The organism is Phenylobacterium sp., from assembly GCF_030681155.1.
Taxonomy (GTDB): Bacteria; Pseudomonadota; Alphaproteobacteria; order Caulobacterales; family Caulobacteraceae; genus Phenylobacterium.
The window spans coordinates 1-18,509 of sequence record NZ_JAUXXE010000033.1; the positions used below are offsets into that span (position 1 = coordinate 1).

Sequence of the window (18,509 nt, forward strand, 5' to 3'; positions counted from 1 at the left end):
CGGGGGCGGCGGCGGCGCGAACGAGTAACGGAGACCCAGGGTCACCGATTGGTCGCGGTATTCGCCGGAGAACACGCCCGGTTGGACCGAGTGCGAGCCGACCGAAGCGAAGTCGAGATCCGAACCACCGAGGTAGCGGTAGGTCAGGTCGACGTTCAGACGGTCAGTCGCACGCCAGGCCAGACCGGCCAGAACTTGCCAAGCCAGAGCCGTGTCATCGTCGTCGATGGTCAGGTTCTGGATCGAGGGGTTCGTGGCGGGATAGGGAACGAGGCCAGGCGTAGCCGGGATGCTCGAGAACTGCCCGACCGTGTTGACCTTGACGTGGTTGATACCGATGCCGGCGCCGATGAACGGATTGATGACCGAACCCGGAAGGATGTCATAAATCACGTTGCCGAGGACGGTCCAGGCTTCGACTTCACCCGAGGGCGAACCGCAGTTCGGAGCCGCCGCATTGCGGACGACGCCGGGGGTGCAGAGGCCGAGGATCGAGTTGGTGCTGCCACCACGGATCGATTCGATGTCACCCGGGCGATAGCCGCCTTCGAGTTCCACACGCCAATGTTCGTTCAGCTGGTAGCCGAGACGGGCGAAACCAGCCCAATCGTCTTCCTGGCTGATGTCCCAGTTGTAAGCTTGACCGTTAGCGCCGTTGTTGGACGAGTCGGCTTCAATGCCTTCCGGCAGGTGATATCCGAGATCCACGGCGCCGTACCAGCCGGCGACTTGCGCGGAAGCGCCGGAAGCGGCGAAGACCGCAGCCAGGGCGGCCCCCGCTAGGAGTTTGAATTTCATATTCAGAGCCCTCTCTTGCCCTCTGCTGCGGCCAAATGACCCAGCGCTGTTATATCAAGGCCGAAGCATTACGAAAGTGTCGCCAAGGCAACACCTTCGCCAATTCGCTGACGCCTACGAAAATACACCAGGACGATAGACATTCTTCCCCTCGGCAATCAACTTCGGGGCGAGAGACACGTCTCCCGTCCAGCTTCTCGACGGCACGCCTGGTACCCGCCTGAGAGCTGAATCTTGTTCTTTACGGCTAAAGCTTAGCTGAGTCGCGTTCATTCGGCGCATCTCAACATCGCCCGAAGCCGTTGTAAATTCTTGTAAAGTGAAGAAGGCCACGTGCGCCCTCGTTGAACCGCGTTCAGCGTACGCGATAAATCCCTCACACGTGTCAAAAGACATTTGGCCCCTCGCCCAGGACGCGAATCCTCGCTTCCTTCGAGGCCTCAACGTCGCGGGTCCAGCTTAGTTCCCAAATTGCTTCAGCTTTCTTGAGCCCGGCGATAGCGGCGCGTACGGCCACCGAGGGCCTCCGGCCGATTCAGGGCCCTTCGGAACTCATCGCGGCGCTCGTGGATGGATGCGATGATGAGTCCCATTGGCACGCCGATCTCAACCAGAACGGCTTCGGACAGTTGCAGGCTCGCCTCGACGGTCTCGGGCACCGCGTCGGTGGCGCCCAGTTCATAGAGACGCGCCGCGTGGCGCGCGTCACGGGCGCGGGCGACGATGGTCAGGTCGGGGCGCATGGCCCTGGCGGTCGCAACGATCGCCTCCACCCCCTCTGGGGCGTCCATGGTGACCACCAGGGCGGGCGCGGTTTCAAGCCCGCAACGCTTCAGAAACTCCTGACGCGAGGCGTCGCCGAAATAGATCGACTCGCCGGCGTGGCGTGCGCTCTCGACCAGCCGGGGGTCGCGCTCGGCGGCGACCCAGGGAATGTCGTGCCGGTGCAGCATGTCGCCGACTAGGCGCCCGACCCGGCCATAGCCGACGACCAGGACCTTGGGCGTTTCGGTGGCGTCCGTCGGCAAGGGGGGTTCGGGCGACAGGCCTTGCCCGCCCACCTTGCGACCGCCCAACTTGAGGCCGAGCGCGGCGAGCACCGGGATGCACATCATCGAGATGGTGGAGGACACCAGCACCATCTGGCCAATTCCGCGCGGAACAATCCCCTCCCCCATCGCCGAGGATAGGATGACGTAGGCGAACTCCCCGCCGCCCGCGAGCAGCAGCCCTGCCTCCAGGGCGCCGCGCGTGGTGAGGCCGAAGAGCCGCCCCAGGCCGAACACGACCGTGGCGTTCAGCAACACCAGCCCAAGCGAGATGCCAAGGATCAGGAGCGGCTTGGCGGCGAGCAGGGAAATGTCGAGGCCGATGCCGACCGAGAGGAAGAACAGCCCCAGCAGCAGGCCCTTGAAGGGCTCGATGGTGACCTCGACCTCGTGGCGGTACTCGGTCTCGGCCAACAACAGGCCGGCGATGAAGGCGCCGAGCGCCATGGATAGTCCGGTGAGGGCGCTGACCAGTCCGGCGCCGATGACGACCAGCAGGCAGGCGGCCATGAACAGCTCTTCGCTCTTGGCCCGCGCGACCGACTTCAGCATCGGCCGCAGCAGAAGCCGGCCGAAGGCGAGGAGCAGCATGACGCCCAGCGCGGCGGGGGCGAAGGCCAGCAGCAGCCGGGGCGAAAACACCTCGCCGTCGCCGCTGCGTCCCAGAATAGTGAGCGTCACCAGGATCGGCGCGACCGCCAGGTCCTGGAACAGCAGCACAGAGAAGGTCGCGCGGCCGGCGGGCGAGTGCTGGCGCTTGTGCTCGGTCAGGATCTGCATGACCACGGCGGTCGACGACAGCGCGAGGGCCGCGCCGATGGCGGCTGCCGAAGGCACGGTCTGGCCAAAGGCCACAGCCGCGGCGGCGATGGCGAGCAGGCAGAAGGTCACCTGCAAGGCGCCCATGCCGAACACCCATTTTCGCATCAGCCGCAGGCGCTCCCACGACAGCTCCAGCCCGATCATGAACAGCAGAAACACCACACCGAACTCGGCGAGCTGGGCGATCTCCTGGGGATTGGCGATGGTCAGATAGCCGAGCCAAGGAAAGACCCCGGTCAGGGCGCCAAGGCCGAAGGGGCCCAGCACTACGCCGGCGCCGAGAAAGCCGAGGATGGGACTGATCCGCCAACGACGGAACAGAGGCACGATTACGCCTGCGGTGGCCAGGAACAGAATGACGTCCTTGTATTCGCCGGGCGAAACGTGACCTTCCATGCGATCTCCTTATGTGATGAGCGGCACTATGAGGCCTTGGGGCGGCCCGCGTAACCCACGCCGGCGCGGTTAGGTCGTCCAAGCGGCGCGTTCGGCCAAAAAACTCCGCAATCAGGATGTAGGGCGGGCTTCCGAGCCGGCTTTGACGCACCGCCAATCGCCTCGCCCGCCGCGCCCGGCCATCACGCTCATGGCCAAGCTCAAGGCCTGACGCCGACAGGTGTTCGGCCAAAGTTGACAGCCCCGCCCGCGCCGTCGTCTATGCCGCCCATATTTTAAGTAAGAGATGGAGGATCGCTATGGTTTGGAATTACGCCAACCTGTGGGAGTCGGTGGCCAAGGCCACTCCGGAACGCCCCGCCCTGATCCACGGCGACAAGACCATCGCCTGGAAAGATTTCGACCGCCGCGCCAATGCGCTGGCCAAGGTCATGGTCGAGGCCGGCGTGGCCAAGCAATCGAAGGTCGCCGCCTATCTTTATAATGGTCCGGAGTACATCGAGACCTATTTCGCCGCCTTCAAGGCCGGTCTGGCGCCGTTCAACACCAACTACCGGTATGGCGGCGACGAGCTGACCTACCTGTTCGACAACGCCGACGCCGAGGTCGTGGTGTTCCACGCCTCGTTCGCCGAGATGGCCGACAAGGTTCGTGGCCGCCTGCCGAAGGTGAAGGCCTGGATCGCCGTGAGCGAACCTGGCCACCCGGTTCCGGCCTGGGCGCTGGACTATGACGCCATCGTCGCGGCGGACGTCGATCACTTCGAAGCCCCTTGGGGCCGGTCGGGCGACGACCTGCTGATCATGTACACCGGCGGCACCACCGGCATGCCGAAGGGCGTGATGTGGCGTCAGGAAGACCTGTTCAAGGCTCTGGGCGGCGGCGCCAACCTGCTGCTCGGCCTCGGGGCCTTGGAGCGGGTCGAGGAAGCCGGCGAGCGCGCGAAGGCGATGGAGGCCAGCGGCGCGCCGCTTAACATCACCATTCCGGTCGCGCCGTTGATGCACGCCACCGGCCAGTTCATCTCGTTCGGCAGCCTGATCGGCGGCGGCGCGGTGGCGACCTTGGTTTCGCGCAAATTCGACCCCGGCCAACTGTTCGACGAAGTCGATCGCCTGGGCGTCTCGGGCCTGATCATCGTCGGCCCGGCCTTCGCCGCCCCGATGCTGGACGCGCTGGACGCCAATCCCGGCCGCTGGACGATGCCTTCGCTGAAGCGGATCGTCTCGTCGGGCGCGATGTGGGGCCTGGAGAACAAGCAGGGCCTGCTGAAGCACCTGCCGCACATCATGCTGATGGACAGCCTGGGTTCGTCCGAGGCCCTGGGCCTGGCTTCGTCCACCTCGGGCGGCGGCGCGGCGGCCGGCACGGCGAAGTTCGCCACCGGCCCGAACGCAGCGGTCTTCACCGAGGACGGCGTGCGCGTCGAGCCCGGCTCCGGCGTTCGGGGCCTGGTCGCGGTCGGCGGTTACACCCCGGTCGGCTACTACAAGGACGAGGAAAAGTCGGCCAAGACCTTCCGCATCTTCGAAGGCACGCGCTGGAGCGTCCCGGGCGACTGGGCGACGGTCGAGGCTGACGGCTCGATCACCCTGCTGGGCCGCGGCTCGCAAGTGATCAACACCGGCGGCGAGAAGGTCTTCCCCGAGGAAGTCGAGGAAGCCCTGAAGAAGTTCCCGGGCGTGCGTGACGCCGCCGTGGTCGGCGTGCCCGACCCGCGCTTTGGCGAACGGATCTGCGCCGTGGTCGACTTCGTGGGCGACAAGGCCCCGGCCCTGGCCGAACTGTCGGCCCACGTGAAGAGCCTGCTGGCCGACTACAAGGCCCCGCGCGAACTGGTGCTGGCCCCGGTCGTCCGGGCCCCGAACGGCAAGCTCGACTACAAGGGCATCAAGGCCCAGGCGCTGGAAGCCTTGTCGGCGACGGCGTAGGGCTCGGGCACTCTCCTCTCCCCCGCCGGGGGAGAGGCTGGGCGAGGGGGAACGGCTGAGCCGGTTCCCCCTGCGCCCGGAAGAGAGCCGCTTCGCGGCCCCCTCACCTAACCTCTCCCGAGGGAGAGGGACTATCGATGTAACAAAAAAGTAACGTGCCTCCGCGGGCCCGGCCGGTACAGGGTCACGCTCCATCCCCTGAAGGCTCACACACCCATGAAGACCCTCTGGTTGGGCGCGGCGTCGGCCGCCGCCCTGCTCTGCGCAGCCGCTCCGGCGCTGGCGGCCAACGCTCCTGACCTGTCGAAAGCGCCGCGCATGGGCCCCTGGGGCTTCGACATGTCCGGCCGCGACACCTCGGTTGCTCCGTCCAAGGACTTCTTCGACTACGCCAACGGAACCTATCTCAATAAGCTTGAGATCCCAGCCGACCGCTCGCGCTATGGCGCGTTCGACGCCCTGCAGGAACTGTCGCAGTCGCGCATGCGCGCGGTCGCCGAAAAGTCGGCCGCCAACACCAAGGCGACCGGCGACGAAGCCAAGCTTGGGGCGTTCTATCGCAGCTTCATGGACGAGAAGGCGGTCGACGCCTTGGGCGCCAAGCCGCTGGCCACCGACCTGGCGGCGATCCGCGCGGTGAAAACACACGACGAGATGGCCGGCCTGATGGGCGGCACGATGCGCAAGTTCGGCGGATCGTTCTTCGGCTCCTATGTGCACGACGACGCCAAGGACCCGGAGAAATACACGGTCTATCTGGTCCAGGGCGGGCTGGGCCTGCCGGACCGCGACTACTATCTGGAAGATCGCTTCAAGACCCAGAAGGCCGCCTATGAGGCCTACATCGCCCAGATGCTGACCCTGGCCGGGTGGGAACGCCCCGCCGAGAACGCCAAGGCCATCGTCGCGCTGGAAACCGAGATCGCCAAGGTTTCCTGGACCCGCGCCGAACGCCGCGACGACGACAAGACCTACAACCCCTTCGAGATCGCCAAGCTGTCCGAGTACGCGCCGGGCTTCGCCTGGAAGCAATACATGGACGGCGCGCACCTGACGAAAGCCGACCGCGTGGTGGTGTCCGAAAACACCGCCTTCCCGAAGATCGCGGCGATCTACGCCAACACGCCGATCGAAACCCTGAAGGCCTGGTCGGCCTTCAACCTGGCCGATCAGGCCGCGCCCTACCTGTCGAAGGAATTCGACCAGGCGAACTACGAGTTCCGCTCCAAGACCCTGTCGGGTCAGCCGTTGCAGCAGCCCCGCTGGAAGCGCGGCGTGAACGCGGTCGACAACAACATCGGCGAGGCGCTGGGCAAGCTCTATGTCGAGGCCTACTTCCCGGCCGAGAGCAAGGCCAAGATGGAAGCCCTGGTCGGCGACATCCGCACCGCCATGAAGACCCGCATCGACGGCCTCGACTGGATGAGCCCGGAGACGAAGGTCAAGGCCCAGGAGAAACTGGCCAAGTTCCGCGTGAAGATCGCCTATCCCGACAAGTGGCGCGACTATTCGGGCCTGACCATCAAGGACGGCGATCTCTACGGCAATATGGAGCGAGCCTCGGCCTTCGAGTGGGATTACCGCGCCGCGCGCCTGGGTGGACCGGTGGACGACGAGGAGTGGGGCATGACCCCGCCGACCATCAACGCCTACTACTCCTCGACCAAGAACGAGATCGTCTTCCCAGCCGCGATCCTTCAGCCTCCGTTCTTCGATCCCGATGGCGACCCGGCCGTGAACTATGGCGGCATCGGCGGGGTGATCGGCCACGAGATCACCCACGGCTTCGACGATCAGGGGCGCAAGTCCGACGGCGACGGCAAGCTGACCGACTGGTGGACCGCCGAGGACGCGGCGAAATTCAACGCCCAGGCCACCAAGTTCGGCAAACAGTATGCGGCGGTCGAAGTGCTGCCCGGCGCCCACATCAACGGCGACCTGACCATGGGCGAGAACATCGCCGACCTGGGCGGGCTGCTGCTGGCGCTGGACGCCTATCACGTCTCGCTGGGCGGCAAGCCGGCCCCGGTGATCGACGGCATGACTGGCGACCAGCGGGTGTTCCTCGGCTGGGCCCAGGTCTGGCGCGGCAAGTATCGCGAAGACCGGATGCGCCAGCAGCTGGTCACCGATCCGCACTCCCCGCCCAAGTACCGGGTGGACGTGCCGATCAAGAACATCGACGCCTTCTATGAGGCGTTCGGCGTGAAGCCGGGCGATGGCATGTACGTCGCTCCGGCCGACCGCGTTCGGATCTGGTAGGCGCGAACTCTACAGTTCCCGGATCGCTCCATCGGGCGATCCGGGAGACTGAATCGGCTGGTCGCCATAGCGGCGCGCAAGCGCCGCGCCGGCCAGGATCTGAAGCTGATTGTAGATCATGATCGGCAGCACGATCATGCCAAGGCCAGCCACGCCGCCGAACAGGACCTGGGCGAGCGGCAGGCCCGAGGCCAGGCTCTTTTTCGAGCCGCAGAACACCACGGCGATTTCGTCGGCGCGGGAAAAGCCCAGGCGCCGCGACACCGTGATCGCGACCGCGAACACCGCAATCAGCAAGGCCATGCAGCAGCCGATCGCCAAGGCGAGAGTCTGGATAGGGAGCTGCGTCCACAGCCCCTCGCGCACCGACTTCGAGAACGCGGTGTAGACGATCAGTACGATCACCCAGCGGTCGTACTGCGTCAGGCCGCGGGAGTGGCGCTCCATCCAGTCGCCCACATAGGGATGCAGGAACTGGCCGATCGCGAAGGGCAGCAGCAGTTCAAGCGTGACCTCGCGCAGCGTCCCGCCGATATCGAACGCGCCGGACGCAGAGGCCCCCACGATCGCGGCCAGCAGCAGCGGCGTCAGCAACAGACCAAAGACGTTGGAGGCCGCCGCGCTGCAGATGGCGCCGGGGACGTTGCCGCGAGCCATCGCCGTGAAGGCGATCGACGACGACACCGCAGAAGGCAGGACGCCCAGATAGATGAAGCCGAGCGCTAGGTCCGCCGGCATCAGCCGCCCGGAGAGAAAGGTGAAAGGATAGGTCAGGATCGGGAAGGCGATGAAGGTTAGCGCGAAGATCACTAGATGCAGCCGCCATTGCCGCGCGCCGTCCCAAAGGTCGCGGCGCTTCAGGGCCGCGCCATGCAGCAGGAACAACAGGCTGACGCCGGCCGTGCTGAGGCCCTCAAAGATCGGTTCGGCTACGCCCTGGGCCGGCGCAAGGGTGGCGAGCGCGATAGCCCCAAGCATCAGGATCAGGAAAGGATCGACGGGGAGTTTTCGGGCCATGCCGCAGGACGCCTCTGAACGCGGAGCTCGATTGACGCCGCCGGGCGCGAGGTTAGGTTCGATCGATATTGGTCGGAGAATTGGTCTGGATGACTGCGCCGCGCACCACGTTCGAAGGAATCGCCAAGCGGCTGCGCCGACAGTTGGAAACCATGGGGCCGCACGCACGGCTCGAGCCCGAGCGCGTCCTGGCGACGCGGCTGGGGTGCAGTCGCGACACCCTGCGGCGCGCGCTGCAGATGCTGGAGAACGAGGGGCTCATCTGGCGCCATGTCGGCCAGGGCACCTTCACCGGTCCGCGCCCAGCCGCCGAGCCTATTCGCCCCGCGGTGTTGTTCGAACTGGCGACACCCGCCGACCTGATGAACGCCCGGCTGGTGATCGAGCCGGCGATGGCGGCCGAGGCGGCTGAACGGGCGAGCGCCAGCGACATCGCCGCTTTGCGAACTCTAGCCACCCAGACGCGGGACGCCCGCGACTGGCGAACCTATGAGGCCGCCGATAGCGCCTTCCACAGGGCCATCGCCACGGCGACCTCCAACCATCTGCTGATGGCGATCCTGGGCCTGTTGTCGATGGTCCGCGACCGGGCCCCCTGGCAACGCCAGCACGGCCGAGCCTTCGGCCATGGACCGCATTGGGAGTACAGCCTCCGGCAAGGCGACCTGCACCTGTCGCTGGTCGACGCTATCGCCGCCGGCGACGGCCCCCGCGCCCACGCGGTGATGCGCGAGCATCTGGGTGAGATCGCGCAGTTGATGACAGTCGAACCCGCGTAGGCCGGCCTCCTCGCAAACGGTCGGGTACGCTCATCTCGCCTGTCGGTTCTACGGATGTACGGCTCGCCCCTGTTTTTGACTCTTGTGTCAAAATTTGCGTCGGGCAAAAATTTGGCCCGTTGCGGGGGATAGTCGCAACGGGCCTTATTTTGAGCAGTCGCTCTTATAGAGCGGGCGTTTCCTCCCCGAAACGCCGGAGACTGGAGGATCTTGTGGCCGCCATGTCTCTCGCAGGACTGAGAAAACGGCAATTTCTGACCCAAGTCAATGCACGGAAATCACCTGTGCAGGTAATTCTCGATCAGATTTGCGCGAGCTGCGCTTTTCTTGTGCCGAAACCCAATATTTTTGACGCCCGCGTCAATTCTATACGCGCTTGAGTAGTTCTTCGTAAGGCGCGCAACCGGTCTCGTAGACAAAGTCGGGACGCGAGGCGGTGACCGGACCGATTCCCGCCGCCGTGAGAGCGAGCGAGGCCTGGCCGATGCGGCCCGCGGCGACCAGCAGACCGTTCGGACGCCGCGTAGCGCCATCGGCGATCAAGGCCTCGACCACCGGCCTCTCGCGGGGATCGGCGGGCCAGGCGAGTGTGGCGCTGTCGTGAGCGGCGGCACGGGCTTCGATCACCCGCAGCAGGCGCTCGGCGGCGGCGAGGCGATCAGCGCCCCAGTCGGCGCGCAGCGAGGCGGTGAGCTGAGCTTGGCTCTTCAGGATGACGCCGTCGGCCAGGACCTTCAGGCCGTTGGCGACCAGGGTTGCGCCCGTGGTGGTGATATCGACCACCAGCTCGGCCGAGCCGGCGGCCGGAGCGCCCTCGGTGGCGCCGCCGGATTCGGTGATCCGGTAGTCGACCACCCCGTGACGGGCGAAGAACGAGCGCGTCTGGGCCAGGTACTTGGTCGCCACGCGCATGCGGCGGCCGGAGCGGGCGAGCAGGTCGTGCGCCACCTCCTCCAGGTCGCTCATGCTCTCGACGTCGATCCAACTCTTAGGCACGGCGACGACAAGATCGGCTCGGCCGAAGCCGAGCGCGCGCAGCAGCAAGATCCGGGCGTCGACATCGCCGGCGCGTTCGCGCAACAGGTCCTCACCAGTGATGCCGAGATGCACTTCGCCCAGGTCGAGCGCCTCGGCGATGTCGCCGGCCGACAGCAGGCGCACCTGGATACCGGGTACGCCCTTGAGCTCAGCCATATAGCCGCGCGATCCTCCGGCGACGGACAGAGACAGTCCGCAATCGGAGAGCCAGGCCTCGACCTGTTCCTTCAGCCGGCCCTTCGAGGGCACGGCCAGGATCAAGGGGTTGCTCATGACTCGCCTCCCGCCCAGGCCCGCCAGGGCCGAACCATGCAACCAACGGCGCGCGAACCCGCACCCCCGCCAAGTCTTCCCGCCAAGCCGTCATAGCGGCCGCCGACCGCCACCGCCCGATTGTGGTCAAGAGCGTCCGACCGAACCTCCAGGGTCAGGCCGTCGTAATAGTCGAAGGCATGTCCGAGCGCGGTCGCAAACCGCGTCCGCTCGACCGGCACGCCGGCCTGGGCCAACAGGTCCAGCCGCTGGGTCCAGTCGTTGAGCGCGCCGTCCAGGGCCGGGGCCTTGGCGCCGGCGATGGCGCGGATCGCCGCGAAGGCGACCTGGGGCGCGTCATCCACGGCCAGGAAGCGGGCGATGCTGTCGGCCTGCTCCACCGTCAGGGCCGGGGCGCTGGCGGCCTGGGAGCGCCGGATCAGGCGCTGGGCGATGGCGGCGGGGCCACGACCGCCGACCGGCTCGATCCCAGCCAGGGTCCAGACCTCTTCGAGAACCGTCGCGGCCTCGGCCTCGGACAGCCCGGACAACAGCTCGGCGAGCTTGCCGCTTTCGGCCGGAGCCTGGGGCTCGGCGCCGGCGCGGGCCAGTTCGGAGGCCAGCAGACGCGGGCGAGCCGCGCCGCGCTTCAGGCGGTCGGCCAAGGCCGGAGCCAGCCCTTGCGCGTCTATGAAGGCGGCGAACAGCGCGATGTCGCCCAACCAAAGCGACAGATCGCTGCGCCCGCCCGCCTGGGCGGCTGACCAGGCCAGGCTCGCGATCTGCGCGTCGGCCTCGACGGCCGAGGCGCCGGCGTCGTCAAAGCGCTCAAGGCCGACCTGGCGGAACTCTTCGGGCCGGTCGGCGTCGGGCGAGGCGCGGAACGCCTTGCCCTCATAGAAGTAGCGCCCAGCGGGCTTGCCGCTCTCCAGGTGCTGACGCGCCACCGCGACGGTGAAGTCAGGGCGCAGACAGGTTTCCTGCCCGCCCTCGGCCTGGACCACGAACAGCCGGGCGCGCATCGTCTCGCCGGCCAGTTCGAGGATCAAGCCGAGCGGTTGCAGGATCGGGACGTCGACCGCCTCCGCACCCGCCGCCAGGAACGGGGCCCGGATCGCGGCGAGAGCGTCGGCGGGAAGGTTCGGCTCAGCCCTCATTTGCCAGCCTCGCTCTGCTGGGCGTCAACGATCTTGCGGACGGTGGCGACCAGGTCGGCGCGATCGACGATCTGCTGGCCAGGACGCTGCTCGCGCCATTCGGCGTTGTCGGCGACGTCGGTCGCCAGCATGCGACCGCGGTCGAGGTCCTTGATCGTCACCTTGCCGGCGGCGATCTCGTCCCCGCCCAGCATGATCGCGGCCGGGGCGAGACGGCGGTCAGCGTACTTCATCTGAGCCTTCATGCCGGCCGAGCCGAGATAGACCTCGGCGGCGATGCCGGCGTTCCGCAACTCGCTGACCACCGCGAAGTAGTGCGCCATGTCGTCGGGGGTGAAGGCGATGACCACGACTGGGCCTCGGGTCTGGTCGCCAAGGTCGCGGCCCGCCGCGCGCAGGGCCGAGATCAGGCGCGAGACGCCGAACGAGAAGCCGGTGGCCGGAACCTGCTCGCCGGTGAACCGGGCGACCAGATCGTCATAGCGCCCGCCGCCGCCAATGGAGCCGAAGCGAACGCCCCGGCCCTTCTCATCCTTGGTCTTCAGCAGCAGCTCGGCCTCGAAGACCGCGCCGGTGTAGTATTCCAGGCCGCGCACGATGGACGGATCGAAGGCCGCGCGCTCGACGCTGACGCCCAGACTGTTCAAGGCCTGGTCGATCGCCGCCAGTTCGGCCAGGCCCGCATCGCCCTCGGCCGAGCCGCCGATGATATTGGCGATCTTGTCGAGTGTCTCGGTGCGGCCGCCCGCGCCGGCGGCCGTGAAGGCCAGCACGGCCTCGGCGCCGGCCGTGTCCAGGCCCGCGCCCTTGGTGAAGGCCCCGGACTCGTCCTTGCGACCCTCGCCGAGCAGCAGGCGCACGCCCTCCGGACCCAGCCGGTCAAGCTTGTCGACCGCACGCAGCACCGCCAGCTTCTGGCCGTCGTCCTTGACGCCGGCCGTGGTCAGCAGGCCGTTCAGGAGTTTGCGGTTATTGATCTTGATGATCGCCGATCCGGTCGGCAGGCCGGCGGCCTCCAGGCCCTCGACCGCCATGGCGATGATCTCGGCGTCGGCCTCGGGCCGGGCCGAACCGACGGTGTCGGCGTCGCACTGAGTGAACTCGCGGAACCGGCCGGGGCCAGGCTTCTCGTTGCGCCAGACCGTGCCGAAAGCGTAGCGGCGGAACGGCTTTGGCAAGCCCTCTTTCGTCTCAGCCACGAACCTCGCCAGCGGTGCGGTCAGGTCGTAGCGCAGGGCCATCCACTGTTCGTCGTCGTCCTGCAGGGCGAAGACGCCCTCGTTGGGACGGTCGGCGTCGGGCAGGAACTTGCCGAGCGCATCGGCATATTCGAAGGCGCCGGTGTCGAAGGCCTCGAAACCGTAGCGTTCGTAGACGGCGGAAACCTTGGTCAGGATCTGGCGTTCGGCGGCCAGGTCGCGGGCGCGGCGGTCATTGAAACCGCGCGGAGCGCGGGCCTCGGGGCGGGGTGCGTCGGTCATGCCGCTCGCCTACCGGCTCAGGCGCCGCGCGGCAAGGCGCGGGCTGCATTGGGAGAAGGTGGAAAAGTCCATCGTCGGGTTCCTTGAAGCGTAAGGTTCGACGGATGGAGCTGGAAAGCGCGAGCCCCATCCGCTGGTGCGGGGGCTCGGGCGAGGTCGCTTTTAGGCCAAGCGATCCTGGGCCGATCCCGCAAGCGAGGTCGGATGGTGATGCCCGTGATGATGCGCGAGGCGTGTCATGACGCAGGCGCTATAGCGGGCAAATGTGAAGAACGCGAGTCGTTGACGTCGCTGGCTCCGGATTCCAATCGTGGGCCATGCGACTTTTCCATTTCAGCGACGATCCGGCCATCACACGGTTCGAGCCGCGGGCCGTGCTGGTCCCCTCGCCGCGCGCGCCGGGACGCGAATGGCTGAACGGGCCGCTGGTGTGGGCGATCGATGAGCCGCGCCAGCCAATGTACCTGTTCCCGCGCGACTGCCCGCGCATCCTGCTTTGGCCGCGCCCTGAGACCACGCAGGCTGATCTCGATCTGTGGTGGGGAGACAGCCCCAGCCGGATGATCGCCCATGTCGAAGCCGCATGGCTGGAGCGGCTGAGCCAGGCCGCGCTCACCCGCTACGAGTTTCCAGCCTCGGCGTTCGAGAGCCTGGATGACGCCGGCATGTGGGTCGCCCGCGAAGCAGTGTCGCCGATCGCCGTCAGCGAGATCCGCGACCTGCCCGGCGCCCTGCGCGAGGCGGGCGTCGAACTGCGGGTGATGGAAAGCCTGACGCCCCTGCGCGAGGTCTGGTCCAGCTCACTGCACGCCAGCGGCGTCCGGCTGCGCAACGCAGCCGGATGGAACGGTTAGGCGCCGCCCAGGGACGGGGTCACATAGTCCAGGTCGGCCAGCGCCGGGCTGGAGGCCGCGGCGTCGAAGCCCGCCATGATGCGGCCGAACCGCTGCTCGACCAGGCCGCGCATGTCGGGGTGGGTGAAGATGTAGCGCTCGTCGTTCTGTACGGCCTCCAGGACCCGCCGGCCGACGAACTCCGGGTCGATGCCGTTATCGACGTGCGACTGACCGACCACCGGATTGTTCGGTACGGGACCGCCATATTGCGACTGCCGGGTGCGACCTGACTGGTTGATCTTGGTCTTTACGAAGCCGGGGCAGAGGACGGCCACGTTGATATTTTCGGGCGCAAGCTGGCCGGCCCAACCCTCCGACATGCCGACGACGGCGTATTTGGTGGCGGTATAGGGCTCCATCCCTGGCACCGAGATCATCCCGGCCATCGAGGCGGTGTTGACGAAGCAGCCGCCCTCGCCGTGGGCGCGGATGTGGGGCGTGAACGCCTCCATGCCGTAGACGACGCCCATCAGGTTGACCGCGAGAATCCAATCCCAATCGCCAGGCTTCACCTGGTCGATAGGGCCGCCGGCTCCGACGCCGGCGTTGTTGCAAACCACGTGCACCTTGCCGAAAGCTGCCAAGGTCGCCTGGGCCGCCGCGTTCACGGCGGCGCGGTCGGCGACGTCGCAAAGCACGCTGGCGGTCTTGATCTGGCGCGCCTCAAGCTCAGCCCGCGCGGCAGCCAGCGGGGCCTCCTCGATATCGGCCAACATCACGTTCATGCCGGCGCCGCCGAAGGCGTGAGCCATCGCCAGGCCAAGGCCGCTGGCCCCGCCGGTGATGAAGGCAGTCTTTCCCGTCAGGTCGCGCATGGCCGTTCTCCCCTGTTCTTGTTGGACGGCTAGACCTTCAGGCGGGTCACCAAGCTCGTCGTCGAGGGATCATGCACGCCGGGCGCGCCGCCTTCCAGTTCCGAGAGGATGGCGACCGCCAGCGTCTTGCCCAGTTCCACGCCCCACTGATCGAAACTGTTGATCCCCCAGAGCACGCCCTCGACGAAGGTCTTGTGCTCATAGAGCGCGATCAGGGCGCCCAGGGCGCGGGGCGTCAGACGGTCGAGCAGGATGAAGCTGGAAGGCCGGTTCCCATGAAAGGTCTTCTGCGGGGCCAGTTCGTCAATGCGGGCCTGGGGCTGGCCGGCCAGTTCGGCGCGTACGACGGCCTCGGACTTGCCCACCATCAGCGCCTCGGCCTGGGCGATGGCGTTGGCCAGCAACTTGGCCTGGCTGGCGCGCTCGCCCTCGGTCTCGTGGGCCACGGCCAGTATGTCGACCGGAATGATGTCGGTCCCCTGGTGCATCAACTGGAAGAAGGCGTGCTGCACATTGGTGCCGGCGTCGCCGAACACCGCAGCGGCCGTGGCGCGCGCCACGGGGCGGCCGTGGGAATCGGTCTGCTTGCCGTTCGATTCCATCTCCAGCTGCTGCAGAAAATTGGGCAGCAGCCGCAGGCGCTGGGCGTAGGGCACAACCGCGCGGATCGGCCGACCAAGGCCGTTGCGATTGAAGACATGGGCCAGGGCCAGCAGGACCGGAGCGTTGCGGTCCAAAGGCGCGGTCAGGAAGTGGTCGTCCATCGCCAGGCCGCCGGCCAGGAAAGCCTCGAACACATCGGCTCCGAGCGCGATGGCGCAGGAGAGGCCGACCGCCGACCAGACCGAGTAGCGACCGCCGACCCAGTCGCGGAAGCCGAAGATCTGGTCGGCCGGCACGCCGAACGCCTGGGCCACGGCGGGGGCGGCCGAGACGGCCAGCAAGTGGGCGTCGCCGGCCTGGCCCAGGGCCGCGCGCAGCCAGCCGCGGGCCGCCTGCGCGTTGGTGATGGTTTCCTGGGTGGTGAAAGTCTTGGAGACGACGACGACCAGGGTTTCGGCCGGATCCAGCCCGGCCAGTGCCTGGGCGATGTCGGCGGGATCGACATTGGCGGCGAAGCGCAGCTCGATCTGCGGCGCGACCGGGCGCAGCGCCTCCCAGACCAGGCGAGGGCCGAAGTCCGATCCGCCGATGCCGATGTGAACAATGGCGCGGAAGGCCTTGCCGGTGGCGCCGCGCTTGGCGCCGGAACGCACGGCGCCAGCCAGGGCGGCGATGGCGGCGCGGGTGGCGTCGATCTCGGCCGAGACAGGTTCGCCCTTGGCGGCGAAGGCCGCGCCGGTGGCGGCGCGGAGCGCCGTGTGCAGGGCGGCGCGATCCTCCGACGGATTGACCACCTCGCCCGCGAACAATCGCGCGCGCGCAGCCTCGAGGCCGCTGGCGCGGACGAGATCGAGAGCGACATCCAGGTCGGCCGACGACCAGGGCTGCTTCGACAGGTCGAGGAAGAGTTCAGGCGCCTCGAGCGTCAGTCGCGCCAGGCGATCTGGCTCTGTGGCGAAGAGGCTGGCTATCGGCCGTTCGCGGGCTCCCTGGGCGGCGGTTTCCAGCTTGGTCCAGGCAGCGGCGAGGTCCGACATGCAATTCCCTTCGATCAACGTAGCGACAACCTAGCGTATCGCCGTTAGCGAAGGCTGTCTTGTCAGGCCTCGGCTGGGGAGCCTGAACAAACTTCCGTCATGCGATGCTCGAAGTCATGGGCGATCGCGCCGATGGTGACCTCGCCGAACCGGGCGAGCAGACGTCTTTCGGCGTCGTCGAGCGTCTCGGCGAGGGCGGCGTTGACGGCCTGTTCGACCAGGCATTTGGGGTCGTCGTCGGCCAGGCCGATGGCGAAGATCTTGGGGCTGCCCAGCGCCTCGTGAATATCGCGCAGGGTGATCTGGTCCAGCGGCGTGGTGAGCGTCCAACCGCCGCCGTGGCCCTTGACCGAGGTGAGATAGCCCGCGGCCTTCAGTCCGGCCATCGTGCGGCGCACCACTACCGGATTGGCGCCCAGCATTCCTGCGATCGTCTCGGACGTCACCGGGCCTGCGTGCCGATCCATATGAATCAGGACGTGAAGCATTCGAGATAGGCGGGTGTCGCTGGGCATGACTCAACCTACACTAACCACTCACGACACAAAAGGAGTTGCATAACCCGCCCTCGCGCCTATTTTCATGTAACTCTATTAGGTGCGTGAGGAAGATTATGGACTACGACGCAATCATCGTCGGGGGCAGCTTCGCAGGACTTTCGGCCGCCATTCAGCTCGCGCGCGCCAGGCGCCGCATCCTGCTGGTGGACGCGGGGCGGCCCCGCAACCGGTTCTCCGAAGCGTCCCATGGCTTTCTTGGCCAGGACGGGGCCGCCCCGGCCGACATCATGCGTGAGGGCCTGCGACAGCTATCGGCCTATCCCAGCGTCGATTTCTTCAACGGGACGGCCGAGGCTGCCGAAACGCAAGGCCAGGGCGTTCGCGCCGAGCTATCGGATGGGGTCCAGGCCTGGGGCCGGCGCATCATCCTCGCGACCGGCGTCGCCGACGAACTCCCGCTGGAATCGATGAAGGCCCGGTGGGGCGTCAGCGTCCTGCACTGCCCATACTGCCACGGCTACGAGGTGCGTGACCGCCCCATCGCGGCGATCGCCAACCACCCGGGCGCTGTTCACCAGGCCCTGATGCTGCCCGATTGGGGACCGACCACCTATTTCACCCAGGGGGTCTTCGAGCCCAACGAGGAAGAGGCCGCGCAACTGGCGAGACGCGGCGTGCGCATCGAGCGGGTCCCGGTGGTCGAGCTGCTAGGCGAAGGCGCCGCCACCCGCGCCCTGCGGCTGGCTGATGGCCGCGAGGTCGCGGCTCAAGCGGTCTTCACCGCTCCGACGACACGGGTGGCCAGTCCGCTGGCCAGTCAGCTCGGCTGCACGTTCGCCGACGGCATGACCGGCCCGCACATCCTGGTCGATGGGATACAGCAGACCAGCGTCGAGCGCGTGTTCGCGGCCGGTGACGCGGCCCAGCCGATGCACAACGCCACCCTGGCGTCGGCGGCGGGCGTGATGGCGGGCGTCAGCGCCCATCGTTCGCTGGTGACCGAGGAGGCCTCCGCCAGCTAGGGATCGGCGAGCGCTTGCGCCCTATCAGCCGTACTTGATCGTGCAGCCGTAGGGTTTGCTGACCGCCTTGGCGACCGGGCGCCCAGCCTTCACGTCGGACAGGGCGGCGGCGACATAGTTCGTCGCGCCCTTCAAGCTGGCGGGGTCGGCGGTCGGCTTGTCGTCGATGCCGCCCATATAGACCAGCGTGCCGGCAGGATTGACCACGTACATGTGCGGGGTGGTCTTGGCCTCATAGGCGTGGCCGACCTGGCCGGTCGGATCCAGCAACACGGCGGTGGAGCCGGCGCCGGTCGTCGCCTTCCAGGTCTTGGCCTCGGCGGGCGAGACGTAGCCCTGCTTGCCGGGGGCCGAGGAGATCAAGGTCAGCCAGACCACGCCGTCCTTGGTCGCGCCCTTCTGCAGGCCCTGCATATTGCCGGACTCATAGTGCTTCTGGACGTAGGGGCAGCCGGTGTTGGTCCACTCCAGAACCACGGTCTTGCCCTTGAACTCGGACAGCGAACGAGTCTGGCCCGCGCCATCCTTGATGGTGAAGGGCGGCGCGGGCTGGCCGATCGCGGGCGCGGCCAGGGCGGGTCCGGCGGCCAGGGTCAGGGCGGCGGCAGAGGCGGCGAACGCGAAGGATCGAAAATCAGGCATGGGCCAAGGCTC

15 protein-coding genes are annotated in these 18,509 nt (G+C 67.3%); 5 read left to right on the forward strand and 10 right to left on the reverse strand.

Annotated elements, in window-relative coordinates; all coding sequences use genetic code 11:
- On the reverse strand, nucleotides 1–798 hold a 798-nt coding region (locus Q8M13_RS08005), incomplete at its 3' end, for an outer membrane protein (protein WP_305299265.1).
- A gap of 476 nt (nucleotides 799–1,274) precedes the next feature.
- Nucleotides 1,275–3,065: a cation:proton antiporter gene (locus tag Q8M13_RS08010; RefSeq protein ID WP_305299266.1), complete on the reverse strand. Its 1,791-nt coding sequence runs from the start codon at nucleotides 3,063–3,065 to the stop codon at nucleotides 1,275–1,277.
- A gap of 299 nt (nucleotides 3,066–3,364) precedes the next feature.
- On the opposite strand from Q8M13_RS08010, the gene Q8M13_RS08015 reads away from it, so the two are divergent.
- Both Q8M13_RS08015 and Q8M13_RS08020 read left to right on the forward strand, forming a co-directional pair.
- Nucleotides 3,365–4,996 carry an AMP-binding protein gene (locus tag Q8M13_RS08015; RefSeq protein WP_305299267.1) on the forward strand — a complete coding sequence of 544 codons (1,632 nt, stop codon included), beginning with the start codon at nucleotides 3,365–3,367 and terminating at the stop codon, nucleotides 4,994–4,996.
- Nucleotides 4,997–5,212: 216 nt separating this feature from the next.
- Nucleotides 5,213–7,258, forward strand: coding sequence for a M13 family metallopeptidase (locus tag Q8M13_RS08020; RefSeq protein ID WP_305299268.1), 2,046 nt, complete (start codon nucleotides 5,213–5,215; stop codon nucleotides 7,256–7,258).
- A 9-nt stretch (nucleotides 7,259–7,267) separates the two neighbouring features.
- Here Q8M13_RS08020 and Q8M13_RS08025 read toward each other — a convergent pair whose 3' ends face one another.
- Nucleotides 7,268–8,275 carry a bile acid:sodium symporter family protein gene (locus Q8M13_RS08025; protein ID WP_305299269.1) on the reverse strand — a complete coding sequence of 336 codons (1,008 nt, stop codon included), beginning with the start codon at nucleotides 8,273–8,275 and terminating at the stop codon, nucleotides 7,268–7,270.
- Nucleotides 8,276–8,364: 89 nt separating this feature from the next.
- Between Q8M13_RS08025 and Q8M13_RS08030 the strand changes: the two genes are divergently transcribed.
- The gene (locus tag Q8M13_RS08030; protein ID WP_305299270.1) at nucleotides 8,365–9,054 is read left to right on the forward strand and encodes a FadR/GntR family transcriptional regulator; all 690 of its coding nucleotides are present in this window, start codon (nucleotides 8,365–8,367) and stop codon (nucleotides 9,052–9,054) included.
- A gap of 366 nt (nucleotides 9,055–9,420) precedes the next feature.
- Here the strand turns inward: Q8M13_RS08030 and hisG are convergent, their stop codons facing one another.
- Genes hisG through hisS form a run of 3 tightly spaced genes read right to left on the reverse strand, consistent with a single transcriptional unit; the run spans nucleotide 9,421 to nucleotide 12,982 of the window.
- Nucleotides 9,421–10,365 carry an ATP phosphoribosyltransferase gene (hisG, locus tag Q8M13_RS08035; protein WP_305299271.1) on the reverse strand — a complete coding sequence of 315 codons (945 nt, stop codon included), beginning with the start codon at nucleotides 10,363–10,365 and terminating at the stop codon, nucleotides 9,421–9,423.
- On the reverse strand, nucleotides 10,362–11,501 hold the full coding sequence (locus Q8M13_RS08040; RefSeq protein WP_305299272.1) for an ATP phosphoribosyltransferase regulatory subunit: 1,140 nt from the start codon (nucleotides 11,499–11,501) through the stop codon (nucleotides 10,362–10,364). The genes hisG and Q8M13_RS08040 overlap by 4 nt, the downstream gene beginning before the upstream one ends.
- Nucleotides 11,498–12,982: a histidine--tRNA ligase gene (hisS, locus tag Q8M13_RS08045; RefSeq protein WP_305299273.1), complete on the reverse strand. Its 1,485-nt coding sequence runs from the start codon at nucleotides 12,980–12,982 to the stop codon at nucleotides 11,498–11,500. The genes Q8M13_RS08040 and hisS overlap by 4 nt, the downstream gene beginning before the upstream one ends.
- A 317-nt stretch (nucleotides 12,983–13,299) precedes the next feature.
- Between hisS and Q8M13_RS08050 the strand changes: the two genes are divergently transcribed.
- Complete coding sequence (locus Q8M13_RS08050; RefSeq protein ID WP_305299274.1) at nucleotides 13,300–13,836, forward strand: DUF6886 family protein; 537 nt, start codon at nucleotides 13,300–13,302, stop codon at nucleotides 13,834–13,836.
- On the opposite strand, the gene Q8M13_RS08055 is transcribed toward Q8M13_RS08050, so the two are convergent.
- The 3 genes from Q8M13_RS08055 to Q8M13_RS08065 all read right to left on the reverse strand — a co-directional run bounded on the left by Q8M13_RS08055 (nucleotide 13,833) and on the right by Q8M13_RS08065 (nucleotide 16,848).
- Nucleotides 13,833–14,693 (reverse strand): SDR family NAD(P)-dependent oxidoreductase, encoded by an 861-nt coding sequence (locus Q8M13_RS08055; protein ID WP_305299275.1) that lies wholly within the window; start codon nucleotides 14,691–14,693, stop codon nucleotides 13,833–13,835. The two genes, Q8M13_RS08050 and Q8M13_RS08055, sit on opposite strands and share 4 nt — an antisense overlap.
- 29 nt (nucleotides 14,694–14,722) lie before the next feature.
- Nucleotides 14,723–16,333 (reverse strand): glucose-6-phosphate isomerase, encoded by a 1,611-nt coding sequence (gene pgi, locus Q8M13_RS08060; protein WP_305299276.1) that lies wholly within the window; start codon nucleotides 16,331–16,333, stop codon nucleotides 14,723–14,725.
- A 62-nt stretch (nucleotides 16,334–16,395) separates the two neighbouring features.
- Nucleotides 16,396–16,848: an Rrf2 family transcriptional regulator gene (locus Q8M13_RS08065; RefSeq protein ID WP_305299277.1), complete on the reverse strand. Its 453-nt coding sequence runs from the start codon at nucleotides 16,846–16,848 to the stop codon at nucleotides 16,396–16,398.
- A gap of 98 nt (nucleotides 16,849–16,946) precedes the next feature.
- On the opposite strand from Q8M13_RS08065, the gene Q8M13_RS08070 reads away from it, so the two are divergent.
- On the forward strand, nucleotides 16,947–17,855 hold the full coding sequence (locus tag Q8M13_RS08070; protein WP_305299278.1) for an NAD(P)/FAD-dependent oxidoreductase: 909 nt from the start codon (nucleotides 16,947–16,949) through the stop codon (nucleotides 17,853–17,855).
- A gap of 24 nt (nucleotides 17,856–17,879) precedes the next feature.
- Here the strand turns inward: Q8M13_RS08070 and Q8M13_RS08075 are convergent, their stop codons facing one another.
- A complete protein-coding gene (locus Q8M13_RS08075) occupies nucleotides 17,880–18,497 on the reverse strand; it encodes a thioredoxin family protein (RefSeq protein ID WP_305299279.1) in 618 nt (205 codons plus the stop codon).
- Nucleotides 18,498–18,509 lie beyond the last annotated feature (12 nt).